The sequence below is a fragment of the Pseudomonas sp. M2 genome (genome assembly GCF_015751845.1).
GTDB classification, from domain to species: Bacteria; Pseudomonadota; Gammaproteobacteria; order Pseudomonadales; family Pseudomonadaceae; genus Aquipseudomonas; species Aquipseudomonas putida_E.
Map to the genome: position 1 here is coordinate 2,084,455 of NZ_JADOUD010000001.1, position 23,572 is coordinate 2,108,026.

25 protein-coding genes are annotated in these 23,572 nt (G+C 61.7%); 6 read left to right on the forward strand and 19 right to left on the reverse strand.

The window, feature by feature from the left end:
• Window positions 1-2: 2 nt before the first annotated feature.
• Both IWW33_RS09670 and ilvA read right to left on the reverse strand, forming a co-directional pair.
• Window positions 3-428: a DUF2269 family protein gene (locus tag IWW33_RS09670; RefSeq protein ID WP_119688106.1), complete on the reverse strand. Its 426-nt coding sequence runs from the start codon at window positions 426-428 to the stop codon at window positions 3-5.
• 38 nt (window positions 429-466) lie between these two features.
• The gene (ilvA, locus tag IWW33_RS09675) at window positions 467-1,981 is read right to left on the reverse strand and encodes a threonine ammonia-lyase, biosynthetic (protein ID WP_115273341.1); all 1,515 of its coding nucleotides are present in this window, start codon (window positions 1,979-1,981) and stop codon (window positions 467-469) included.
• A 134-nt stretch (window positions 1,982-2,115) separates the two neighbouring features.
• Between ilvA and rpiA the strand changes: the two genes are divergently transcribed.
• Window positions 2,116-2,790: a ribose-5-phosphate isomerase RpiA gene (rpiA, locus tag IWW33_RS09680; RefSeq protein ID WP_012312262.1), complete on the forward strand. Its 675-nt coding sequence runs from the start codon at window positions 2,116-2,118 to the stop codon at window positions 2,788-2,790.
• A 93-nt stretch (window positions 2,791-2,883) separates the two neighbouring features.
• Here rpiA and IWW33_RS09685 read toward each other — a convergent pair whose 3' ends face one another.
• The 4 genes from IWW33_RS09685 to IWW33_RS09700 form a co-directional block, all read right to left on the reverse strand.
• Window positions 2,884-3,795 carry an SdiA-regulated domain-containing protein gene (locus tag IWW33_RS09685; RefSeq protein WP_119688105.1) on the reverse strand — a complete coding sequence of 304 codons (912 nt, stop codon included), beginning with the start codon at window positions 3,793-3,795 and terminating at the stop codon, window positions 2,884-2,886.
• 89 nt (window positions 3,796-3,884) lie between these two features.
• Window positions 3,885-4,805 carry an SdiA-regulated domain-containing protein gene (locus tag IWW33_RS09690; RefSeq protein ID WP_174141038.1) on the reverse strand — a complete coding sequence of 307 codons (921 nt, stop codon included), beginning with the start codon at window positions 4,803-4,805 and terminating at the stop codon, window positions 3,885-3,887.
• 106 nt (window positions 4,806-4,911) lie between these two features.
• Complete coding sequence (locus IWW33_RS09695) at window positions 4,912-5,577, reverse strand: fumarylacetoacetate hydrolase family protein (RefSeq protein ID WP_012312259.1); 666 nt, start codon at window positions 5,575-5,577, stop codon at window positions 4,912-4,914.
• Between the two features lie 24 nt (window positions 5,578-5,601).
• A complete protein-coding gene (locus IWW33_RS09700) occupies window positions 5,602-6,999 on the reverse strand; it encodes an FAD-binding oxidoreductase (RefSeq protein WP_115273340.1) in 1,398 nt (465 codons plus the stop codon).
• 171 nt (window positions 7,000-7,170) lie between these two features.
• Here IWW33_RS09700 and serA point away from each other — a divergent pair, with 171 nt between their 5' ends.
• Window positions 7,171-8,400, forward strand: coding sequence for a phosphoglycerate dehydrogenase (gene serA / locus IWW33_RS09705; protein ID WP_039602651.1), 1,230 nt, complete (start codon window positions 7,171-7,173; stop codon window positions 8,398-8,400).
• A gap of 127 nt (window positions 8,401-8,527) precedes the next feature.
• Here the strand turns inward: serA and IWW33_RS09710 are convergent, their stop codons facing one another.
• Complete coding sequence (locus IWW33_RS09710) at window positions 8,528-9,004, reverse strand: DUF4399 domain-containing protein (RefSeq protein ID WP_046786998.1); 477 nt, start codon at window positions 9,002-9,004, stop codon at window positions 8,528-8,530.
• Window positions 9,005-9,201: 197 nt separating this feature from the next.
• On the opposite strand from IWW33_RS09710, the gene IWW33_RS09715 reads away from it, so the two are divergent.
• A complete protein-coding gene (locus IWW33_RS09715; RefSeq protein WP_046786997.1) occupies window positions 9,202-9,690 on the forward strand; it encodes a transporter substrate-binding domain-containing protein in 489 nt (162 codons plus the stop codon).
• Window positions 9,691-9,749: 59 nt separating this feature from the next.
• Here IWW33_RS09715 and IWW33_RS09720 read toward each other — a convergent pair whose 3' ends face one another.
• Together IWW33_RS09720 and IWW33_RS09725 are read right to left on the reverse strand one after the other, a co-directional pair.
• Window positions 9,750-10,253 (reverse strand): DUF523 domain-containing protein, encoded by a 504-nt coding sequence (locus IWW33_RS09720; protein ID WP_046786996.1) that lies wholly within the window; start codon window positions 10,251-10,253, stop codon window positions 9,750-9,752.
• Window positions 10,240-10,872: a 2OG-Fe(II) oxygenase gene (locus IWW33_RS09725; protein ID WP_046787080.1), complete on the reverse strand. Its 633-nt coding sequence runs from the start codon at window positions 10,870-10,872 to the stop codon at window positions 10,240-10,242. Before IWW33_RS09725 ends, IWW33_RS09720 begins: the two co-directional genes overlap by 14 nt.
• Window positions 10,873-10,985: 113 nt before the next feature.
• Here IWW33_RS09725 and IWW33_RS09730 point away from each other — a divergent pair, with 113 nt between their 5' ends.
• On the forward strand, window positions 10,986-11,738 hold the full coding sequence (locus IWW33_RS09730; protein WP_046786995.1) for a DUF2059 domain-containing protein: 753 nt from the start codon (window positions 10,986-10,988) through the stop codon (window positions 11,736-11,738).
• On the opposite strand, the gene IWW33_RS09735 is transcribed toward IWW33_RS09730, so the two are convergent.
• The gene (locus IWW33_RS09735; RefSeq protein ID WP_174141039.1) at window positions 11,739-12,665 is read right to left on the reverse strand and encodes an alpha/beta hydrolase; all 927 of its coding nucleotides are present in this window, start codon (window positions 12,663-12,665) and stop codon (window positions 11,739-11,741) included. It abuts the gene before it with no gap.
• Window positions 12,666-12,785: 120 nt separating this feature from the next.
• On the opposite strand from IWW33_RS09735, the gene IWW33_RS09740 reads away from it, so the two are divergent.
• Window positions 12,786-13,355: a DUF6436 domain-containing protein gene (locus IWW33_RS09740; RefSeq protein WP_119688102.1), complete on the forward strand. Its 570-nt coding sequence runs from the start codon at window positions 12,786-12,788 to the stop codon at window positions 13,353-13,355.
• Here the strand turns inward: IWW33_RS09740 and IWW33_RS09745 are convergent.
• The gene (locus IWW33_RS09745) at window positions 13,334-13,900 is read right to left on the reverse strand and encodes a sugar O-acetyltransferase (RefSeq protein ID WP_119688101.1); all 567 of its coding nucleotides are present in this window, start codon (window positions 13,898-13,900) and stop codon (window positions 13,334-13,336) included. The two genes, IWW33_RS09740 and IWW33_RS09745, sit on opposite strands and share 22 nt — an antisense overlap.
• Window positions 13,901-13,986: 86 nt before the next feature.
• Here IWW33_RS09745 and IWW33_RS09750 point away from each other — a divergent pair, with 86 nt between their 5' ends.
• Window positions 13,987-16,350 (forward strand): penicillin acylase family protein, encoded by a 2,364-nt coding sequence (locus tag IWW33_RS09750; protein ID WP_119688100.1) that lies wholly within the window; start codon window positions 13,987-13,989, stop codon window positions 16,348-16,350.
• 239 nt (window positions 16,351-16,589) lie between these two features.
• Here the strand turns inward: IWW33_RS09750 and IWW33_RS09755 are convergent, their stop codons facing one another.
• The 8 genes from IWW33_RS09755 to oscA all read right to left on the reverse strand — a co-directional run bounded on the left by IWW33_RS09755 (window position 16,590) and on the right by oscA (window position 23,434).
• Entirely contained in the window at window positions 16,590-17,375 is a 786-nt protein-coding gene (locus tag IWW33_RS09755) for a MetQ/NlpA family ABC transporter substrate-binding protein (RefSeq protein WP_046786990.1), read from the reverse strand.
• Window positions 17,376-17,551: 176 nt separating this feature from the next.
• Window positions 17,552-18,382, reverse strand: a complete 831-nt coding sequence (locus IWW33_RS09760; RefSeq protein ID WP_115273334.1) for a sigma 54-interacting transcriptional regulator — start codon at window positions 18,380-18,382, stop codon at window positions 17,552-17,554.
• Between the two features lie 63 nt (window positions 18,383-18,445).
• A complete protein-coding gene (locus IWW33_RS09765; protein ID WP_174141040.1) occupies window positions 18,446-19,027 on the reverse strand; it encodes an alpha/beta hydrolase in 582 nt (193 codons plus the stop codon).
• Between the two features lie 302 nt (window positions 19,028-19,329).
• Entirely contained in the window at window positions 19,330-20,319 is a 990-nt protein-coding gene (locus tag IWW33_RS09770) for a sulfate ABC transporter ATP-binding protein (protein ID WP_174141041.1), read from the reverse strand.
• Between the two features lie 3 nt (window positions 20,320-20,322).
• Window positions 20,323-21,195: a sulfate ABC transporter permease subunit CysW gene (cysW, locus tag IWW33_RS09775; RefSeq protein WP_046786986.1), complete on the reverse strand. Its 873-nt coding sequence runs from the start codon at window positions 21,193-21,195 to the stop codon at window positions 20,323-20,325.
• A gap of 11 nt (window positions 21,196-21,206) precedes the next feature.
• Window positions 21,207-22,025 carry a sulfate ABC transporter permease subunit CysT gene (gene cysT, locus IWW33_RS09780; RefSeq protein WP_174141042.1) on the reverse strand — a complete coding sequence of 273 codons (819 nt, stop codon included), beginning with the start codon at window positions 22,023-22,025 and terminating at the stop codon, window positions 21,207-21,209.
• 170 nt (window positions 22,026-22,195) lie between these two features.
• Entirely contained in the window at window positions 22,196-23,203 is a 1,008-nt protein-coding gene (locus tag IWW33_RS09785; protein WP_174141043.1) for a sulfate ABC transporter substrate-binding protein, read from the reverse strand.
• Between the two features lie 48 nt (window positions 23,204-23,251).
• Window positions 23,252-23,434 carry a sulfur starvation response protein OscA gene (oscA, locus tag IWW33_RS09790; RefSeq protein ID WP_119688096.1) on the reverse strand — a complete coding sequence of 61 codons (183 nt, stop codon included), beginning with the start codon at window positions 23,432-23,434 and terminating at the stop codon, window positions 23,252-23,254.
• Window positions 23,435-23,572 lie beyond the last annotated feature (138 nt).

Consider the following 23,572-nt stretch of genomic DNA (forward strand, 5'->3'; position numbering starts at 1 on the left):
CTTCAGACCGGCTTGGCGCCCATCAACCCGGCGATGGACAGGAAGCAGACACCGCTGAAGACCGCCAGGGCCAGGGTAAACCGCAAACCCACCGCCTCAGCCTTGCGCAGCCGGTTCAGACGCACCAGCAGCCACCACGCGGCGAACGCACCGAGGGTATAGATGACGCTGGACGCCAGCACCCAGGTCTGCCCCAGCGGCCAACCCACCAGGTGAACCAGCCACCAACCGGTGAACGGCATGCTCAGCAGGCTCACGCCCATCACCAGCCAGACGAACACCAAAGGCCGACGCAGCAGCTTGCCATAAGCCTGGGCGTCGCCTTGGCGCCGGGCGCGCACGGTCCAGATCGCCAAGCCCAGTGCGCCCAGCAATAACAGGGCGGTGGCAATGAGGTGCAGGGCCTTGAGGGTGGTCAGGTGTTCCATGTCTTCACATCCTTGGAGGGTTAGCCAAGCTTAGTCGCTCAACCCAGGAAGAGCCGGTAAGCGGGATTGTCGGTCTCATCCCAGTACGGATACCCAATCTTGGCCAGCGCCGCCGGCACCAGGTGGCGTTCGTCCTCCGGCACCTGCAACCCGGCCACCACACGCCCGTCGGCGGCGCCGTGGTTGCGGTAGTGGAACATCGAGATGTTCCAGCGCCCGCCCAGCTTGTTGAGGAAGTTGAACAGCGCCCCCGGCCGCTCAGGGAACTCGAAGCGCAGCACGATCTCGTCGCGTGCACCGGCCGAATGGCCACCCACCATGTGGCGGATGTGCATCTTGGCCAGTTCGTTGTCAGTCAGGTCGGTAACAGGGAAACCCTGCTCGGTCAGTTGCTGCACCAACGCAGCGCGTGGGTCGTTCTCCGGATGGGTCTGCACGCCAACGAAGATATGGGCTTCGTCGGATGTGTGCTTGCGGTAGTTGAATTCGGTGATCTGGCGCTTGCCGATGGCCTCGCAGAACGCCTTGAAGCTGCCCGGCCGCTCGGGGATGGTCACGGCGATGATCGCTTCGCGCTTCTCGCCCAGCTCGGCACGCTCGGCGACGTGACGCAGGCGGTCGAAGTTGACGTTGGCGCCCGAGTCGATAGCCACCAGCGTTTGCCCGCTGACGCCGTTGAGCTCCACATACTTCTTGATGCCAGCGACACCCAAGGCACCTGCAGGTTCGGTGATCGAGCGGGTATCGTCGTAGATATCCTTGATTGCTGCACAGATCTCGTCAGTGCTGACGGTGATCACTTCATCCACATGCAAGCGGCAGATGTCGAAGGTATGCTGACCGATCTGGGCCACGGCCACGCCATCGGCGAACAGCCCAACCTGCGGCAGCACCACGCGCTCGCCAGCGGCCATGGCTGCCTGCAGGCAATTGGAGTCATCCGGTTCGACGCCAATCACCTTGATTTCCGGGCGCAGGTATTTCACGTAGGCGGCGATGCCGGCGATCAGCCCACCGCCGCCCACCGGCACGAAGATCGCATCCAGCCGGCCTGGGTGCTGGCGCAGGATTTCCATGGCCACGGTGCCTTGCCCGGCAATGGTGTGCGGGTCGTCATAAGGGTGGATATAGACGAAGCCCTTCTCATCGACCAGTTTCAGCGAGTAGGCCAGCGCCTCGGGGAACGAGTCGCCATGCAATACCACCTTGCCGCCACGCGAGCGTACGCCTTCGATCTTGATCTCCGGGGTGGTCTTGGGCATCACGATGGTGGCCTTGATGCCCAGCTCGCGGGCTGCCAGGGCCAGCCCCTGTGCATGGTTGCCGGCCGAGGCGGTGACCACGCCGCGGGCCAGTTCTTCCGGGCTCAGTTGCGCCAGCTTGTTGTACGCCCCACGGATCTTGAAGGAGAACACCGGCTGCAGGTCTTCACGCTTGAGCAGAATCTGGTTGCCCAGGCGCTTGCTCAGTTGCCCGGCGCTGTGCAGCGGGGTTTCGACAGCGACGTCGTAGACGCGCGAGGTGAGGATCTTCTTGACGTACTGTTCGAGCATCGGGAAAGCATCACTGGCCGCGGGACAAGGGCTGCGAGTCTACCCCAGCGCTACGTCGGGCGACCACAGCAAAGCCGCCCGAGCCGTTATACTAGCCTCCTTTCATTACCGCCCTGCCCCTTTCCGGAGCCCGCATGACCCAGGACCAACTCAAACAGGCCGTCGCCCAGGCCGCTGTCGACTTCATTCTGCCCAAGCTGGATGAAAAGAGCGTCGTCGGCGTCGGCACCGGTTCGACTGCCAACTTTTTCATTGACGCCCTGGCCCAGCACAAGACTGCCTTCGACGGCGCGGTCGCCAGCTCCGAGGCCACGGCACAGCGTCTGAAGGGCCATGGCATCCCGGTCTATGAGCTGAACAGCGTCAGCGAGCTGGAGTTCTATGTCGACGGCGCCGACGAGAGCGATGCACACCTGAACCTGATCAAAGGCGGTGGCGCGGCACTGACGCGCGAAAAAATCGTCGCGGCAGTGGCCAAGACCTTCATCTGCATCGCCGATGCCAGCAAGCTGGTGCCGGTGCTGGGCGCCTTCCCGCTGCCGGTCGAAGTGATCCCGATGGCCCGCAGCCACGTGGCGCGCCAACTGGTCAAGCTGGGTGGCGACCCGGTGTACCGTGAGGGTGTGGTCACCGATAACGGCAACGTGATCCTGGATGTGTACAACCTGCAGATCACCAACCCCGTAGAGCTGGAAGCGCAGATCAATGCGATCGTCGGCGTGGTGACCAATGGCCTGTTTGCCGCACGGCCGGCAGACTTGCTGTTGCTGGGCACCCCGGAAGGCGTGAAGAGCCTGAAAGCCGAGTGATGCCATTGCCGGCAAGCTGGCTCCCCCAGGCAATCCACAGCAGTGGTGACCGCGTGGGAGGCGGCCTGCCGGCAATTACGCTCAAAAGCCCAGTCAATCCGTGGGCTGTTTGAACACATAGAACAGGTTCGGCTCACTGACCAGATAAATGGTCCCCGCTTCATCCATGGCAATCCCCTCCGCCTGCGGCACCGTCTGCTTGAGCCCCTGGTACCCCTTGCGCAGCGACAGCGTGCTCAACGGTTTACCTTTCACATCCAACTCCAGCACCAGGCGTGATTCATCCGACAGTGCCAGCAGATGCCCGCTGCGCTCGTCGAACTGCAGGCTCGACAGATCCCTGACGAACAGCCGCGCATCGCGCTTGCGGTCCTGCACCACATGCACTGCATAGGGCTGCTCCGGGTTTTCATGGGGAAACCCGTGAATTTCGTAGATCACCATCGGGTCTCGCTCCTTGGCCACGAACAGGCGTTTGCCCGCCGAGTCGTAGGCAAGCCCCTCGAACCCCTTGTTGCCGTTCAGGCCGATACCAAGGCTCAACTGCTCGGCATCGTGGGCATCCAGGAACATCGTGTCGTCCTCAAGGCGCACGCGAATCAGCCGTTGCTGGCGCTCATCGGTGATCACGTAACTGTTGGGCCCTACGTATTCGACCGCCTCGGGGTCGCCGAAACCGGTCAACGGCACCCGCCGCAGGATACGACCGTCGAGGGACAACTCGATCAGTTCGGACCGCTTGTTGGTCACCGTGAACAGGGTCTTGCGGTCGGGGTCGTAAGTCAGTGCCGAAACATCATCGTCCAGCCCGTCTATAGGCTGCGCCTCGGTCACTACCCGATAGCGATCCAGGCCCATGCTTTGCTCAGCGGGCTGCCACCAGGTCTTGAAGTTGAACCAGCCACGCTCGAGCAAACGGAACTGCTGCTCCGCCACGCCCAGCAAGAGCACGGCGAGCAGGCCAATGACAGCCAGGACCAGGGGCAGACGAACATAGCGACGCATAGGGCAGACTCGGTTTGAGGATGACGAATCTAACCACGAACAACTGAAGTAAAGCTTAATGCCAGCATGCGAAAAATCTGAAATGGCCGTCAGTTTTTCTTGAATCGATAGAACAGCGCCGGCTCACTGACCATGTACAGGTTGCCCTGATCGTCCATCGCCACCCCTTCAGCACGCGGAATGGTGTCCTTGAGGCCGTTGAAACCGCCCAGCAAGGTCATGAAACTCACCTGCTGACCTTGCTCGTCGAGCTCCAGCAGCATGTTGGAGTCCGCCGACAGCACCAACAGATGGCCCGTACGCGGGTCGACACCCAAGCCTGAGAGGTTGCGCAGGTCGAGTTCGTTGCTGGCCAGCGGCTGCTTGTCACCTTTGAGCGGGCTGCGCCCATCGGTGCTCCAGGTATACAGCTTTGGCGGCCGCTCCTCGCCGATCACCAGACGCTGGCCCATCGGGTCCCATGCCACGGCCTCGAAGCCCTTGTTGCTTTTCACCGACTCGCCCAGGTCGTGGCTCTGAAAATCTGCATGGTTCAGCGACTTGGTTTGGGCGTCCACCTTGACCACGGTCAGGTCGTGCAGACGTTCATCGGTAATGGCCAAGCGGCCATCCTCCAGCACGGCAACCCCTTCGGGGTTGTTCCACCCCTGCAAGGGGATCTGCCTCAGCACATCACCATCCAGGCTCAGCTCGACCAGGAACGGGTTCTTGCCCATGACCACAAACAACGTGCGGGTATGCGGATTGAATGCTACGTCCGAGGCTTCATCATCTTCCATGCCCGGCATAGGCTTGGCATCGATATCGACCTTATAGTCCGGCAACCAGACGCTTTCGCTGCGCTCGGCGCTGCTCTCGAAGCCTTCCTGGACCCACAGTCGGCCACGGTCATCCCAGTGCATCGCCACGGCCACGCCATAGCCGATCACCGCAGCCACAGCCAGGCCGAACGGCCAGCGCAGGTAGAAGCGACGCTTGGTGGATACGGGAGCGCTGGAAGACAGGGCCATACAGAGTATTCCTGGGTAAATAGGCGGAGATTCGCGCATTATCCAGATAGGTTGTGAAAAAAACGGTAAATCGCGTCGCCCGCTTCGCGGGCGACACAGTCTCTGCTCAGAGTACCCGGCTTTCGAAGCGGCTCACGCCCGGCAACTCCAGCACCAGCTCATCACCCACTTCGAAGGGGCCGACGCCAGCCGGGGTACCGGTCAGGATCACATCCCCCGGCAGCAGCGAAAAGTGCGAGGCCATGTGCTGGATGATCGGCACGATCGGGTTGAGCATCATCGCGCTGTTACCGTCCTGGCGAACGTCACCATTGATGGTCAGGCGCACCGGGATGTCGGCCAGGTCTTCGAACGTGCCGGCAGCGACGAAAGGCGGCAGTACGCAGGCACCGTCGAAGCTCTTGCAGGTCTCCCACGGCATGCCCTTTTCCTTGAGCTTGGCCTGCACGTCACGCAGGGTCAGGTCCAGCGCCGGGGCAAAGCCGGAGATGGCATCCAGCACTTCCTCTTCAGATGGATGTGCCGACAGCGGCTTGCCCAGCAACACCGCGATTTCGGCTTCGTAATGCACCGAACCACGGTCGGTAGGAATCTTGAAACCACCCTCCAGCGGCACCACGCAACTGCCCGGCTTGATGAACAGCAACGGCTCGGTCGGAATGGGATTGCCCAGTTCCTTGGCGTGCTCGGCATAGTTGCGGCCAACGCACACCACCTTGCCCAGCGGGAAGTGGATACGGGTGCCGTCTACGTACTGGTGCTGGTAACTCATGGCCGACTCCTTTGATTACTGCTTTTATTCAGGAGCGAAGATCTTACCCGGATTCATGATGCCGTTAGGGTCGAAGACGGCCTTTATCGCCTTCATGCAGGCGATTTCCTGTGGTGAGCGGCTATAGCCAAGGTAATCGCGCTTGGTCATGCCCACACCGTGCTCGGCGGAGATCGAGCCGTTATAGCGCTGGACGATCTCGAACACCCACTTGTTGACCTTGGTGCATGAAGCGAAGAAATCGTCTTTGCTCATGGACTCGGGCTTGAGGATGTTCAGGTGCAGGTTGCCGTCGCCGATGTGCCCGTACCAGACCACCTCATAGTCGGGATAGTGCTCGCTGACGATGGCATCGATGTCGCGCAGGAACGCCGGCACCTTGGAAACCGTGACAGAGATATCGTTCTTGTACGGCGTCCAGTGGGAGATGGTTTCGGACAGGTACTCGCGCAGCTTCCAGAGGTTTCTCAACTGAGCTTCGCTCTGGCTCATAACCCCGTCCAGTACCCAGCCTTGCTCGACGCAGTGCTCGAAGGTGGCCAGCGCATCGTTGGCCACCTCCTCGGTACTGGCCTCGAACTCCAGCAGGGCATAGAACGGGCAGTCGGTGGCGAACGGCGCAGGCACATCGCCACGTGCCATGATCTTGGCCAGGCCCTTGTCGGAAAAGAACTCGAATGCCGTGAGGTCAAGCTTGCCCTGGAAGGCATGCAACACCGGCATGATCGAATCGAAGTCCGGCGTGCCCAGCACCATCGCAGTGAGGTTGCGCGGGGCGCGGTCCAGGCGCATGGTGGCCTCGACCACGAAGCCCAGGGTACCTTCGGCGCCGATGAACAACTGGCGCAGGTCATAGCCCGTGGCGTTCTTGATGAGGTCCTTGTTCAGCTCGAGCAGCTCGCCCTTGCCAGTGACAACTTTCAGGCCGGCAACCCAGTTACGGGTCATGCCGTAGCGAATGACCTTGATGCCGCCGGCGTTTGTGCCGATGTTGCCGCCGATCTGGCTGGAGCCACTCGAGGCGAAATCCACCGGGTAATAAAGCCCCTGTTCTTCGGCGAATGCCTGCAGCTGGCGAGTGATGACCCCTGGCTGGCAGACCACCGTGCGGTCGAAGGCATTGAAATCGAGAATCTGGTTCATGTAGTCGAAGGCGACTACCACTTCACCATTGGCTGCCACCGCACCGGCGGAGAGCCCGGTCCGACCGCCGGAAGGCACCAGCGCCACCTGATGGCGATTGGCCCAGCCAACGATGGCCTGAACCTGTTCCACGCTTTTGGGGAACACGATGGCAGTGGGCGCGGGCGGAAAATGCTTGGTCCAATCCTTGCCGTACGCTTCCAGGGAAGCGGCATCGGTCAGGACCTTGCCAGGGTCTACCAAGGTCATCAGTTCATCAATTACCGCGGGGTGCGTCATCGCCGGAACTCTCGACTTATTCATAGTCACCCTGAGTACTCTTCACCTGTCGGGATAAGCTCAGATTGTGTCGCGTATGCTAGCATAGCGCCCCCGCTGTTCGTGCTAAGGCCCGCGCTGCGCCTAGCATCACTTCTCGCCATTTTTTCTCCGGGATACAGGTTTACGCAGATGAGCAAGACTTCTCTCGACAAGAGCAAGATCAGGTTCCTTCTTCTTGAAGGTGTGCACCAGAACGCGGTGGATACCCTCAAGGCCGCCGGGTACACCAACATCGAGTACCTCACTGGCTCGCTGCCGGAAGCAGAACTCAAGGAAAAGATCGCTGATGCCCACTTCATCGGCATCCGTTCGCGTACCCAGCTGACCGAAGAGATCTTCGACTGTGCCAAGAAACTGGTCGCCGTCGGTTGCTTCTGCATCGGCACCAACCAGGTCGACCTGGACGCTGCACGCGAGCGCGGCATTGCCGTGTTCAACGCGCCATACTCCAACACCCGTTCGGTGGCGGAACTGGTACTGGCCGAAGCCATCCTGCTGTTGCGCGGCATCCCCGAGAAAAACGCCTCCTGCCACCGTGGCGGCTGGATCAAGAGCGCGGCCAACTCGTTCGAAATCCGCGGCAAGAAGCTGGGCATCGTCGGCTATGGCTCGATCGGTACCCAGCTGTCGGTACTGGCCGAGAGCCTGGGCATGCAGGTCTACTTCTACGACCCGCTGACCAAGCTGCCGCTGGGCAACGCAGTACAAGTCACCAGCCTGCACGAACTGCTGGGCCTGGCCGACATCGTCTCGCTGCACGTGCCTGAGCTGCCATCCACCCAGTGGATGATCGGTGAGAAAGAAATCCGCGCGATGAAGAAGGGCTCGATCCTGATCAACGCCGCCCGTGGCACCGTGGTAGAACTGGACCACCTGGCCGCAGCCATCAAGGACAAGCACCTGATCGGCGCCGCCATCGACGTGTTCCCGGTCGAGCCACGCTCCAACGACGAAGAGTTCGAAAGCCCGCTGCGCGGCCTGGACAACGTGATCCTGACCCCGCACATCGGCGGCTCCACCGCCGAGGCCCAGGCCAACATCGGCCTGGAAGTGGCCGAGAAACTGGTCAAGTACAGCGACAACGGCACCTCGGTATCGTCGGTCAACTTCCCTGAAGTCGCCCTGCCGGCACACCCGGGCAAGCACCGCCTGCTGCACATCCACGAAAACATTCCGGGCGTGCTCAGCGAGATCAACAAAGTCTTTGCCGAGAACGGTATCAACATCTCCGGTCAGTTCCTGCAGACCAACGAGAAAGTGGGTTACGTGGTAATCGACGTTGACGCCGAGTACTCGGACCTTGCGCAAGAGAAGCTGCAGCACGTCAAGGGCACCATCCGCTCGCGCGTACTGTTCTGAGCTTGATTGCGGTATGAAAAAGGGAGGCCTTGGTGGCCTCCCTTTTTTGTTTCGCCAACAAGCCAGCTCACCCAACGATGCCAGTGGGGATCGACTTGCCAGCTTAAGGGCTGCGTGATGGCTCGGCTTACTTCACTTCAACCGTGATCTTCTTCGACTCAACGCTTGGCTTGAACGGCACGTGATACTGGTCACCCAGCACCAGCTGCAGGGTGTGCTTGCCCGGCGTCAGGGTGAGGGTGGTTTCGGTCTGGGCCTTGCCGAAGTGCAGCACCTGCGGGCCGGCTGGTAACGCCGCGCCGCCTTCCGGCATCAGGCTGGTCGGCAGTGGCTGATCGGCTGCAGGCTCCTTGTCCACATCTACCAGCAGGTGGTGGTGGCCCGTGTGCGGGGTCTGGTCACCCGCAGGCTTGAGCCCCATGCCTTCGATGCCAAACTTGACGGTAAAGGTCTTGTCGACCGTTGCGCCATCGGCGGGGGAAACGATGAAGACCTTGGCATCCTTGGGCGGCTCCTGGCTCTTCAGCGCATCCGCAGCGCTGGCCAGTACCGAGGCCCCCATCAGCAGACCGGCTACGGCAGCACGCGAAAATAGGCTGTTCATTCACTTCTCCTGTGATTCACTCATTGACCGCCACCTGCAAACGAACGGCAGCGGAAGCTCACCATAGCCCACAAAGAGAAAAAATTCAGTTAGGGTTAAACATCGCCAAGGCTTCAAGGTCATAGGCTGCGCTCGACCACGACGAGGAAGAAAGTCGTGGCGACAGTTATTCATTTGCCAAAGAAAAGGGGCATTAGATGCGTTCGACCATGGGTGTACTGCTGGCAGTACTGATCACGCCATTGGCTCAAGCCGAGCTGATAGACGAAATCGCCGACCGGGGCGAACTGCGCATTGCCGTACAGGCCGACAACTCGCCGTATGCCTTCAAGGAAAACGAGCATCTGACGGGCTTTGAAATCGAATTCGGCCAAGAGCTGGCCAAACAACTGGACCTGCGTGTCGAGTTCATTGAAACGCCTGTGGCCGAGATACTGCCGGGTGTTGAAAGTGGCAAATACGACATCACCCTGACCCCATCGGACAATGCTCCCAAGGCCGATACGCCGTTTGATCTGAGCCAGCCTTTTGGCGAGAGGAAACTGGTCATCCCGTTCCAGAAAGACAACCCGGCGTTCGAGAGCGCGGTGAACAACGCGCTGCAGCGCCTCAAGGACAGCGGCCGTACAGCGGAGCTTGAGCAGAAGTGGTTCAAAGGTGTGCCGGAGACGGCTACCGGGCAGTGAGTCATTTATTGCCTGCACCAGCCTTTACGCGGCTAACCCCGCGAAAGGCCATCACCAGACTACGCTGACAGCCCAGCCAGCGCTCGCTGGGCCTCTTCCAGCTCCAGCTCACTGAACACCAGTACCCCCTCCCGCTGCAGCAGTGCAGTGGTAACCCCTTGCCCCGGCACCTTCACCCCTGCGAACGTGCCATCGTAGGTCAAGCGGTTGCCACACGAAGGGCTGCCCGCCTTGAGCACCGCGACCCGGATGCCATGCCGACGCACCAGTGCCAGCGCCTGGTGCGCACCGGCAAGAAATGCCGCGCTTACGTCCTCGCCCTTCACCGTCAGCACCTGCGCTGCCCCATCGAGCACATCGCCACCCTGCCCGCCCGGGATCTCCGCGGGCGGGCGCGGTGTGGGCAGGCCACCGGCCACCTCCGGGCACAACGGCACCACACGCCCTTCAGCCTGCCAGCGCTGCAACAGATCAGGATGGCCGCTGGCCCGCCCGTCATAACGCACCGGCTGCCCCAGCAGGCAGGCGCTGACCAGTACCTTGGGCGGGTCAGAACGGGTCATTGCCACGGCGCCGGAACCAACCCGTCAACGAAAGCCGCTCACGCCCCGCAGGCAGGACTTCGTGAGGCACTTCACCCGACAGAAACACCACCAGGCAGCCGGCCACGGGCTGCACGTCATGCTCGACAGCGTCAGCCAGGAACATGCGCAACTGGCCACCATCCTGCGGCTGCCAGTCTTCGTTGAGGTAGAGCACAGCCGAGACCATGCGCCGGTCGTCGTCGCGAAAACGGTCCAGGTGGCGACGGTAGAACGCACCTGCCGGGTACAGGGCGAAGTGACACTCGAAGTCTTCAAGGCCCAGGAACAGGCCCTGGTTGATGGCCAGGCGCAGCTGGTCCATGGCTTCCAGGTATTTGTCGCAAGCCTCGGCCTGCCCCGGGTCGATCCACTGGATCTGGTCGCCACGGATCGCCTCGCGCACCTCCTGGGCCACACCGCGCCCCACCCCGGCAGGGTTGAGCTGGCCTTCGGCATCACGGCGCCGACACTCGGCCGCAAGCGCACGCACCAGCTCGGCCGGCAGGAAAAGGGCCTGCTGCGACCAGCCATGGGTGGCCAGATCGTCAACGACGGCCGCAAGCATCGGGTGTTCAGGGGAGATATGCATGGCGCGCATCATATCCATTAGCCCTGCACTCGCACAGCGCCACTTGGCCGAGAAACACTCCGCTATCTCGACAAACCGGCGCCGAGCCAAGGACAATAGCCACCTGCCGACAGGAGTCCTGAATGCGCCGTCTGTTTTCCCTGATTCTGCTGATGATCTGCACCATGCCGGTCTGGGCAGACAGCCTCGATCAGCTGTACAAGGCCGCCGGCTGGCCCGACCAGCGCGCCCATTTCAATGATGCCGTGAGCGCCGCCCAGCAGCGCTATCGCAACAGCCTGCCGCCTGCGGTTTACCAGGCGCTGGTCAGTAACAGCAACCAGCGCTTCCAGGCCGAGGCCATGGACCGCCGTGCCCAGGCGCAATTGCGCAGCGCCCTGCCCGACCCTGCGCCGGCGCTGGCCTTTTTCCAGTCACCGCTGGGGCGCAAGATCGTCGCCGCCGAACTGCTGGCCACGCGCAAGGACCAGTTGGCCAAGCACGCCAAGGGCTTGCCGAAAATTCAGGCCAGCGACAACCGTCTGCTGATCATCGGGCACCTGGCTCAGGCCCTTCCGGCCCGCGAAGCCGGTGCCGAGGTTAGCCTGGCGATAGCCGGTGTGGCGGCCGACAGCCTTAGCTCGATGATCCCCGGCCTGTTCGGCGGTGGCCAGGCCCAGGGCCTGCTCGATGGCCAGCGCCAGCGGCTGATGAACCAGATTGGCGAAGACCTCAACAATACGTTGCTTTACGTCTACCGCGACCTGTCCGACGCCGAGCTGGAAGAGTTCGCCACCTTCGCCGAGTCCCCCCAAGGCAAAGCGTACTACCAGGCCGCCGTGGCAGCCGTGCGCGCCGGCCTGGCAGTCGGCCAGAGCGGCGCGAACCTCAAGTGATCAGCCCAAGCGCTGGTCGATGAAGTCGAAATAGCGCTGGCGGATGCCCGGCAGTTCGTTGGCCAGGTGGTGACGGGCTTCGGGCAGCAGCAGGATTTGTGGCTCGGCAAACTTGGCCTTGAGCACTTCGAGGTTGTAGGGCCAGTCCACTGTGCCATCGGCCTGCCCCTGCACGATCAACGGCCGCCGCGGGCTGCACGGCGCGGCCTCGATCCGCTTGACCCAGGCCATCAGCGCGCCGACCCAGGCTGTCGGCAGGCGCCGAGGCTGCAGCGGGTCGGCCTCCAGGAACGGCAGGAACGTCGGGTCGTTGCTGTTTTCGCTGAAACGCCGCTCAATGCCATTGACGAAGTGACGCAACACCCGATAACTGAGTTTCGACCACAGCCAGGCGCGCGGGCGCACGAGCGGCGCAAGCAGGATCACTTGGCCATCAACCGGGCTCTGTACCCCCTGATGCAACAGATGATCGACGGCGATGGCACCGCCAGTGCTTTGCCCGCACAGGTGCCACGGGTGCGGTAAAGCAAGGCCGCGCGCCTGCTCGAACAGGGCATCGAGCACCTGCTGATAGAGTGCGAAATCAGTGATGCTGGCGCGCTCGCCACTGGACAGGCCATGGCCAGGCAGGTCGCAGCTGATCACTGCATAACCCTGTTTCAGTGCCCATTCGATCACGTGGCGGTAGAGGCCCATGTGGTCGTAATAGCCATGCAGCACAAACACTGTCGCCACGGGCTGCGAAGGTAGCCAGACCTGCCCCACCAGCTCGAAACCCGCTGCCTGAAAACCGCCCAGCCAGCTCTGCGCCGGCAGGTTCAGGCCGTAGAAACGCTGATAATCCTGCGCCTGAACGGACAAGGGTTGGCGTTTGCCCAGGGGCGCGAGGCTGACGCGCAGGCGGTCGGGGTGAAAAGCGGCAGGCATCGGGTACATCCACAGCGAAGCGAGTATTGATCCGGGATATTCAGCTCTTGGCTGCGCCGTGGCAAGCTTGGCCACTTTTTCAATCAACAAGACCGCTCCTCCAAAGGCTGCGGATGTGCCATGAAAACTCGAACGATCAAGCCGATATTTTCAGCCATTGCATTACTGTCATGCGCCGCCGTGCTCTGGTGGGCATACGACAGCTTTCAGTCCCGCTACCTGCGCCCGTTCGAAAGCCAGACCACGCTGTTCGACGGCAGCCAGCTGCGCCTGCCCGCAGAGCTCGCCGGCCCCGGCCCGGTTCGCGTAGTGCACTTCTGGGACCCGACCTGCCCGTGCAATGTCGGCAACCAGCAGCACCTGGGTGACCTGGTCAGCCATTTCGCAGACAAGGGCGTGGCCTTCCACGTCGTGCAAAAGCCGGGCAGCCATGGCCAGATGCCGGCAAGCCTCACCCGCCTGCAACCCATCACCCACCTGCCGGGCAGCGAAAACCTGCCCGCCTCTCCGGCCGTAGCGATCTGGGACCGCCAAGGCAACCTCGCGTACTTCGGCCCCTACAGCGAAGGCGCGGTGTGCAACGCCAGCAACAGCTTCATCGAGCCGATCCTCAAGGCCCTGCTCGATGGCCGCCACATCACCGCATCGAACACGCTGGCCGTCGGCTGCTATTGCCCTTGGGCCGGCTGACGCACGCGCGCCGGGTTACCGACCACCACCGCGCCTGCCGGCACATCGCGGGTCACCACACTGCCCGCACCAACCACTGCGTTATCGCCAATGGTCACTCCAGGCAGGATGATTGCCGCACCACCGATCCACACATTGTTGCCGATGGTCACCGGCCGTCCGCTCTCCAGCCCGGTACGCCGCAGTTCAGGGTCGAGCGGGTGATCGGCGGTGTAGATCTGCACCGCCGGCCCAATCTGGCAATCATCGCCGATACGTACCGGCAGCACGTCCAGGATCACGCAGTTGAAATTCATGAAGGTATTGCGGCCGACACTGATGTTGTAGCCGTAGTCGCAATAGAACGGCGGGCGGATGACCGTGCCTTCGCCCACATGGCCGAAGTGCTCGGCAAGCAGGCCGTTACGGGCTTCGTTAAGCAACTCGAAGCTGGTGTTGTAGCGCTGCATCCAGTGCTTGCTGGCGATTTGCTCAGCCTGTAGTTCGGGGCAGCCGGCGTGGTAGGGCTGGCCGCTGAGCATTTTCTGTTTTTCGCTGAGGGACATGGAAACTCCTGTCGAGGGCTATGCTCTTTGCGCGAATCCGCCGAAGATCGGACCACAATTCCCGCTCGAATGCACAAGGAGCTTCAATGAAGCGCAGCCTGACCCTTTTGGCCGTGGTAGTGGCCGTGGCCGCCGGTGCCGGTTACTGGTACGTGCACGGCAAACTGCCGCAGCGTGACGGCGAGGTAGCGGTAGCCGGCCTGCAGGCTCCGGTCAGTGTGCGCTATGACACCCGCGGCGTGCCGCACCTGCAGGCGCAGAACGAAGCAGACTTGTACCGCGCCCTCGGCTACGTGCATGCCCAGGACCGATTGTTCCAGATGGAAATCATGCGCCGCCTGGCCCGCGGTGAACTGGCCGAGGTGCTGGGCGACAAGCTGCTGGCCACCGATACCCTGTTCCGCAGCCTGCGCATCCGTGATCAGGCGGCGCTGATGGTTCAGCGCCTGGACCATCAATCCCCCGCATGGAAGGCCTTGCAAGCCTACCTCGATGGCATCAACGCCTGGCAGGCGAGCCACCCCAAACCCATGGAGTTTGACCTTATAGGCATAACGCCCAGACCGTTCACCGCTGAAGACACCCTGAGCATTGCCGGCTACCTGGCCTACAGTTTTGCCGCCGCGTTCCGCACCGAGCCTGCCTTGACCTACATCCGCGACCAGCTCGGGCCGCAGTACCTGGAGATTTTCGACCTCGACTGGCAACCTGACGGCGCGCTGGGGACCCCGCTGGCGGCGCAGGACTGGCAGGGCCTTGAAACCCTCGCCCGCCTCAGCCACCAAGCCCTTGGCGATGCCGGCATTCCCCAATTCGAAGGCAGCAATGCCTGGGCAGTGGCCGGCGGCCGTACCCGCAGCGGCAAGCCGCTGCTGGCCGGCGACCCGCACATCAGCTTCGCGGTGCCGGCCGTCTGGTACGAGGCCGAGCTGTCGGCGCCAGGGTTCAACCTGTACGGCTACTTCCAGGCGCTGAACCCGTTCGCGCTGCTCGGTCACAATCGCGACTTCGGCTGGAGCCTGACCATGTTCCAGAACGACGATGTCGACCTGATTGCGGAAAAGACCAACCCGGCCAACAGCGATCAGGTCATGGTCGAGGGCCAGTGGCGAACACTGGAAAAGACTGAGCAGAAAATCGCCGTCAAAGGCGAGCAGCCGGTCAGCATCAGCCTGCGCCGCTCACCCCACGGGCCGATCGTCAACGACGTGCTGGGCGCGACCGCCGGCACGACGCCAATCGCGATGTGGTGGGCCTTCCTGGAAACCGAGAATCCGATCCTCGAAGGCTTCTATCAGCTCAACCGTGCCGACTCCCTTGCCAAGATGCGCGAGGCGGCGGCCAAGGTTCAGGCGCCGGGGCTCAACTTCGTCTGGGCCAGTGCAGGTGGCGATATCGGTTGGTGGGCTGCGGCGCAACTGCCGATCCGCCCGGATGGCGTCAACCCGTCGTTCATCCTCGATGGCGCGAGCCACCAGGCCGACAAGCTGGGTTTCTACCCTTTCAGCGTCAACCCACAGCAGGAAAACCCGGCCAGCGGTTACATCGTTTCAGCGAACTACCAGCCGCCAGCAGCGGTGCCGATACCGGGCTACTACAACTTGCCGGACCGGGGCCGCCAGCTGGACCGCCACCTGGCAAACCCGCAAATGAAATGGGATACCGAGAACAGCCAGGCGCTGCAACTGGACACCGCCAACGACTACGGCCCACGCACCCTGGCGCCCCTGCTTGCGACCCTGCGCGACATCGCCCAGGGCGATGAGGAAAAGGAGCTGGTAGAGCAACTGGCCGCCTGGCGCGGAGATCACCCGCTGGACTCGACCAGCGCCACACTGTTCAACCAGTTTCTCTACCAGTTGGCACATGCCGCGCTGCATGACGAGCTGGGCGATACCTGGTTCCCGGTGCTCATCAGTACCCGCACCATCGACTCTGCCCTGCCCCGCTTGGCGGCGGACGCGCAATCACCGTGGTGGAACACGCGCGGCGCCAACCAACGTACCGACCGCACCGCCATCGTGCGCATCGCCTGGCAGCAAACCCTCGGGCACCTGCGCGCAACCTTTGGCAAAGACCCGGCCAGCTGGCAATGGGGCAAGGCGCATACCCTGACGCACAACCATCCACTGGGTGTTAAAAAGCCGTTGAACCTGCTGTTCAACGTCGGCCCGTTTGCCGCGCCGGGTACCCATGAGGTGCCCAACAACCTGTCGGCGAAAATCGGGCCTGCGCCGTGGCCGGTGACGTATGGACCTTCGACGCGGCGGTTGATCGATTTCGCCGACGCTGGGCAGGCGTTGACCAGCAACCCGGTCGGGCAGAGTGGTGTGCCGTTCGATCGGCACTATTCGGATCAGGCTGAAGGCTATATCGAGGGGCAGTATCAGCGCGCCCAAATGGGGGTGATACCGGCCCACACTACCTTGCGTCTGGTCCCCACAGAGTGATGGAAACTTTTCTTCGGGTCGGCTTCTCCAACAGCTTCAGACTGCGATCCGCACGGCCATCACACTACAAGGACGATAACGATGAAAAGCCCCTTCCCGACTGACTCCAACGAACAACTGCTGTGGCTGCTGGCATTGAGCCGGGCATTGGGTAGCCAACGCTGAGCGTTGTGCCACCCCCCAAAAAAACGCCGACGCGAATGCGTCGGCGTTTTTCATGCAAGGGTTAAGCAGGCGAATCAGAACGCCGGCAGCACCGCACCGCTGTACTTCTTGGCGATGAATTCCTTGACCTCAGGGCTGGTCAGGGCCTTGGCCAGCTTCTGCATAGCCTCGCTGTTCTTGTTGTCCGGGCGGGCCACCAGGAAGTTCACGTACGGCGAGTCGCTACCCTCGATCACCAACGCATCCTTGGCCGGGTTCAGGCCAGCTTCCAGCGCGTAGTTGGTGTTGATCATGTCCAGGTCGACCTGGTCCAGCACACGCGCCAGCATGGCCGACTCAAGCTCCTTGAACTTCAGGTTCTTCGGGTTCTCGGCAATGTCTTTCGGAGTGGCCAGGGCGTTTTTTGGGTCTTTCAAAGTAATCAGGCCAGCCTTCTGCAGCAGGATCAGGGCGCGGCCACTGTTGCTACCTTCGTTAGGAATGGCAACGGTGGCGCCATCCTTCAGTTCGGACAGGTTCTTGATCTTCTTCGAGTAGCCACCGAACGGTTCGACGTGCACGCCGATCACGGTTTCCAGATGGGTGCCTTTACCTTCGTTGAAGCTCTTCAGGTAAGGCAGGGTCTGGAAGTAGTTAGCGTCCAGGCGCTTCTGATCTACCTGTACGTTGGGCTGTACGTAGTCAGTGAAGACCTTGATCTGCAGGTCCACGCCTTCCTTGGCCAAGGTCGGCTTGATCAGCTCCAGAATTTCGGCATGGGGCACAGGGGTCGCGGCAACCACCAGTTTCTCGGCGGCGGCAGCCAGGCCGGAGAACGACAGGGCAGCGGCCAGGGCAGTGGTCAGCAGGGTCTTCTTCATGGTGGTCCTTGTTTTGTTTCTGGGCCATCTGTGATGGCGAAGTCAGGTGCCCAACCGTTTCATCAGCGGGCGTGAGCCGCAAGATACCGAGATTTTTTATTCCGCAACAATACCTTTTAATTAGCTGCTTATTCCAAAAGCAAATTGCCATTACCCACTTTGTTTATGAGCAACGTCTAGCGCGGGGTATTCGGCAGGTCGAGGTCCTGTGGCTGGATCTCTTCACTATCATTCACCAGCAGGGCGAAGTGGATGATGTTTTCCAGTTCGCGGGTATTGCCGGGCCACGCGTGGGCTTGGAGCACCTGCTGGGCCGCTTCACTGATTAACGGCACAGGGCGCTGCAGGCGTGCGCAGTAGATACCTACGAAATACTCAGCCAACGGCAGGATATCGCCGCAGCGCTCACGCAACGGAGGCAGCTCCAGCGAGCCCTCACGCAAGTACTGGTACAAGCGTTCATTGAACCTGCCAGCTTTGACCACCCGGGCCAGGTCAATGCTCGTCGCAGCCACCAGGCGTACGTCCACCGGTTGCGGCAGCTGCGCGCCGACGCGGATGACTTCACGGTTTTCCAGCGCGGCCAGCAGCTTGCCCTGGATCGCCAACGGCAAGTCGGCGATTTCATCCAGGTACAACGTGCCGCCATTGGCCGATCCGAACCAGCCCGCCCGGCTGCTGGCGGTACCTCCATGGGTGCCGGCGCTGTAGCCGAACAGCTCAGCATCGGCGTAGGTATGGCTGATGGCCGCGCAGTTTACCGAGACGAACAGCCCACCACGGTCACTGGCCCGGTGGATTTGCCGTGCCAGCAACTCCTTGCCGGTACCGGTCTCACCGCGGATCAGCACCGGCAAGGCTTGCGGTGCCAGGCGGTCCAGCGCCTGGCGCAACTGCTGCGAGCGTGGGTCGATGAACACCAGCGCCTTGGCACGAATGCTAAGTGGGCTCTTGTCCAGTTCAGGGAAGGTCAGCAGCGGCTGGCCAAACGGGTTTTGAAAAGTCATGACTAACTCCCGCCCAAACCTCTGCGGGCCGGGCGTCAGGCAAACGATAAACAGTGGTGGCGATCAGGCGCGGCGCAGCGCGCGCTGTTCGACACGGCTTTGCAGGCGATACAGGTAGGCAAACCCCTGCTCCCAGCGTTCATGCCCGGATTTGACGTTGATATGCCCTGCATTGGTCAGCAACCCCGCTTCTGCGCCCCAAGCCTGAGCCAGGTACAGCGCGCGCGGCACGCTCACGGCAGGGTCGTTGTCGGAGCTGACCACCTGGCTGGGAAATGGCAGGGCCTGCAACGGCATTGGCGCGAAGTTGCGCAGGGCGGGCGAGCAGGTCGGCCGCTCGACATCTGCCGGGGCAACCAACAGCGCGCCGCGTACGCGCCGCAGCAAGGCCGGGCTGGCCTGGGCAGCCCAATGGGCGACCGTGATGCAGCCCAGGCTGTGGGCAATGAGAATCGCCGGCGAGCGTTCAGCAGCGATTGCCTGCTCCAACGCCTGCACCCAGTCCTGGCGCTGTGGGGTGAGCCAGTCGTGCTGCTCTACCCGCGCGCTGTTGGGCAAGGTGCGCTGCCAGTGACTCTGCCAATGATTGTCTGGCGAGCCTTGCCAACCAGGCACAATCAGGTAGCGAATGGACTCATTGCGCATGGGGAAGCCTCCTGTGAATTTGCGTACTTGGAGGCAAGTATAGGGAAGGGTTTATATCCTTAAAGGAATAAGAAGATATTTACTAATAACCAAAAATCAAAACGAGCCTGCCAACCGTTTAGCATTGGGGCTGCTCCGCAGCCCATCGCCGGCAAGCCAGCTCCCACTGGTACAGCGCAGTTCTTGAGTCTGCGCTGTACCAGTGGGAGCTGGCTTGCCGGCGATGGGCCGCAAAGCGGCCCCGAATCGCTTAACTGGCAGGCATCAGGACCTTGTCCGGGTTTTTCACCCGCTAAAGCAACTCAGATATCCGCCACCTTCTGCCAGACCTTTGGCCTGAAGAACAGCGTCTCACCTCGCGCCAGGCCGGTCAGGCTGTCGTGATCCTTGACCACCTCGGCCTCGATCAGCTCGCTCTGCCCTTCCACCTTCAAAGTCACCCGGGTAGTCGCGCCCAATGGGCGGATATCACGTACCTCGGCGGCATGGTGCCCTTCTGTTTCATGGCGCGACAACGACACCTCGTGCGGGCGGAACAGCACATGATGACCCTCGCTCAACGCCAGCCGGTTGGAGTCGCCGAGGAAGTGGTAGACGAAGTCGTTGGCCGGCTTCTCATACACTTCCCCCGGGGAGCCGATCTGCTCGATCACCCCCTTGTTCATCACCACGATGCGATCGGCCACTTCCATGGCCTCCTCCTGGTCGTGGGTGACGAACACCGAAGTCAGGTTGATGTCCTCGTGCAAACGCGCCAGCCAGCGGCGCAACTCCTTGCGCACCTTGGCATCGAGGGCACCGAACGGCTCATCGAGCAGCAGCACCTTGGGCTCCACCGCCAAAGCGCGGGCCAGGGCGATACGCTGGCGCTGGCCACCGGAAAGCTGTTCAGGGTAGCGGTCCGCCAGCCAGTCCAGCTGCACCATGTTCAGCAGTTCATGAACCTTCTCGGCAATCTTGCTCTCGCTCGGGCGCTCGCCCTTGGGCTTCATGCGCAGGCCGAAGGCAACGTTGTCGAACACGCTCATGTGGCGGAACAGCGCGTAGTGCTGGAACACGAAACCAACGTTGCGATCGCGTACATCGTGGCCGGATACGTCTTCGCCGTGGAACACGATATTGCCGTCATCCGGCGTTTCCAGGCCGGCGATGATGCGCAGCAGGGTGGTCTTGCCACAGCCAGAGGGGCCGAGCAGGGCCACCAGCTCACCGCTGTAGATATCCAGGTTGATGTTGTCCAGGGCCTGGAAGCTGTTGAAGCGCTTGCTGACGTTACGAACTTCGATCGACATGACTTATTCCTCCGCTGCGCTATGGCGCAGGCGGTTAATACGGTTCTCGCTCCACTGCTTGAGCAGCAGGATGAAGAGCGCCAGGATCAGCAACAGGCTGGCCACACTGAAGGCCGCGACGTGGTTGTACTCGTTGTAGAGGATCTCCACGTGCAGCGGCAAAGTATTGGTGACGCCACGGATATGGCCCGAGACCACCGATACCGCACCGAACTCGCCCATGGCCCGCGCAGTACACAGCACCACACCGTAGATCAGGCCCCACTTGATGTTCGGCAGGGTCACGTGCCAGAACATCTGCCAGCCGTTGGCACCGAGCAGGCGCGCAGCCTCTTCTTCCTGGGTACCCTGCTCCTGCATCAGCGGGATCAGCTCACGGGCAACGAAGGGCACGGTGACGAAGATGGTCGCCAGCACGATGCCCGGCAAAGCGAAGACGATCTGGATATCGTGGTCCTGCAGCCAAGGCCCGAAAAAGCCTTGGGCGCCGAACATCAGCACGTAGACCAGGCCGGCGATCACCGGCGATACCGAGAACGGCAGGTCGATCAGGGTGACCAGGATGCTCTTGCCACGGAAGGTGTACTTGCTCACGCACCAGGCGGCGCTGACGCCGAATACCAGGTTCAGCGGCACCGAGATGACGACGGCGAGCAGCGTCAGCTTCAGCGCCGACAAGGCATCAGGCTCGAAGATCGCCTCGAAGAAGGTACCGAAACCGTTCTTCAGCGCCTGCGATACCACGATCACCAGCGGCAGCAGCAGAAACAGTGCGAACACCAGCCAGCCAAGGCCGATCAGGATGCGCCGCGACGTGGCGCTGCCGCGACGTGCGGCATTGGCGGCGGCGTTAGTGCTCAGGGATGAACTGGACATGCCGGCCTCCTTCAAGGGGTTTCGATGCGGCGCTGCAGCAGGTTGATCAGCAGCAGCAGGATGAAGGAAACCACCAGCATCAGCACGCCGATGGCAGTCGCGCCGGTGTAGTCGTATTGGTCGAGCTTGACCATGATCAGCAGCGGCAGGATCTCGGTCTTCATCGGCATATTGCCGGCAATGAAGATCACCGAACCGTACTCGCCCACGCCACGGGCAAAGGCCAGGGCAAACCCTGTGAGCCAGGCGGGCAGCAGGGCCGGTGCAAGCACGTGCCGGAACACCTGCAGTGGTTTCGCGCCCAGGCAGGCAGCAGCCTCTTCGACTTCCCGCGGGATGTCCGCCAGCACCGGTTGCACGGTACGCACCACGAACGGCAGGGTGACGAAGGTCAGCGCCAGGGTGATGCCCAGTGGGGTGTAGGCGACCTTGAAGCCCAGGTCGGTGGCGAACTGACCGACCCAGCCCCCAGGTGCGTACAAGGCCGTCAGGGCGATGCCTGCAACGGCGGTGGGCAGCGCAAACGGCAGGTCGATCATCGCATCGATGATCTTGCGCCCAGGGAAGGTATAGCGCACCAGCACCCAAGCCAGCAGGGTACCGATAACACCATTGATGATGGCGGCGAACAGGGCGGTGCCGAAACTCAGCTTGAGCGCGGCGATCACACGCGGCGCACTGATGATGTTCCAGAACTGCTCCCAGGTCAGCTGCGCGGCATGCACGAACATGGCGGCCAGCGGTATCAGCACGATCAGGCTGAGATACACCAAGGTGTAGCCCAGTGTCAGCCCGAAGCCGGGTATGACGGGGGAAATGCGACGTGACATAAAGATCCCTGGTTTAACGCACCAAGCCCGGCGGATGTGCCAGGCGGGTGCAGGCTTGTGAATCCTGGGGCTGCTGCGCAGCCCTTACGCGACGCAGGCCACGCTCTACCTGTAGGAGCGGCCTTGTGTCGCGAAAGGGCCGCAAGGCGGCCCCGCTTCTCCATGGCTGTTTACTGCGCCTGATAGATCTGGTCGAACACCCCGCCATCATTGAAGAATTTGGGCTGTGCTGTCTTCCAGCCACCGAAGTCCTTGTCGATGGTTACAAGATCCAGCTTCGGAAATTGCTTGCCGAATTCGGCAGCGACCTTCGCGTCACGTGGGCGGTAAAAGTTTTCGGCAGCGATTCTCTGGCCAGCCGGGCTGTACAGGTGCTTGAGGTACTCCTCGGCGATCTGTTCATTACCCTTCTTCTGCGCGTTCTTGTCGACCACCGCCACAGGCGGTTCGGCCAGGATCGACAGCGAAGGCACGACGATTTCGAACTTGTCGGTACCGCCGTCTTCCTTCAGCGCCAGGAAAGCTTCGTTTTCCCAGGCCAGCAGAACATCACCCTGGCCGTTGTTGACGAACGTGATGGTCGAGCCACGGGCACCGGTATCCAGAACCGGCACGTGCTTGAACAGCTCCTGCACGTATTCCTTGGCTTTGGCTTCGCTGCCACCTTGCTGCAGGCCGTAGGCCCAGGCGGCGAGGAAGTTCCAGCGCGCGCCACCGGAGGTTTTAGGGTTGGGGGTAATGACCGCAACGTCCTTCTTGATCAGGTCACCCCAGTCCTTGATGCCTTTCGGGTTGCCCTTGCGCACCAGGAACACGATGGTCGAGGTGTACGGGGTGCTGGCGTCCGGCAGGCGCTTCTGCCAGTCCTCCGGCAAGGTCTTGCCCAGCTTGGCTATCTCGTCGATGTCACCCGCCAGGGCCAGGGTCACCACGTCGGCGCGCAAGCCGTCGATCACCGCGCGGCCCTGTTTGCCCGAGCCGCCATGGGACTGCTGGATCTTCACCTTGTCGTCCGGGTGAGACTGCTGCCAGTGCTTGATGAATTCAGCATTGTATTGCTGATACAGCTCACGGGTCGGGTCGTAGGACACGTTCAGCAGTTCGTAGTCCTTGGCGATGGCGGGACCGGCAAAAACAGCACTGGCCAACGCGGCGAGTGCATAACGGCGGATGGACATGGTGAAGCTCCCGATTGGCATTTTTCTAATTTTGTGTGTGGTGCGTGATCAGCTGGGTTTGTTGCCGGGCTGTTGCAGGCGGAACTTCTCTTTACGCTCAATCTGCACGACCTGAGCGTTATGCACGGTAATCTCCACCGCTCCGAAACGCAGATCGCGCAAGGCGCTCTGGATCTCACGCAAAATGGTGGCTTCGTCCTGACCGTCAATGCTGCGCACAGATGCACTCATGCTCGCTCTCCTGTGAGTGAGGTGCCGGGCAGAGGTTTTTGAAGGGGGTATGCGCCTGGCTTGAGAGCAATAGTAGAGAGGCGCTGATATTCTTAAAAATACTGTTTAAGAATTTTTATATAACCAGAATTATTATTC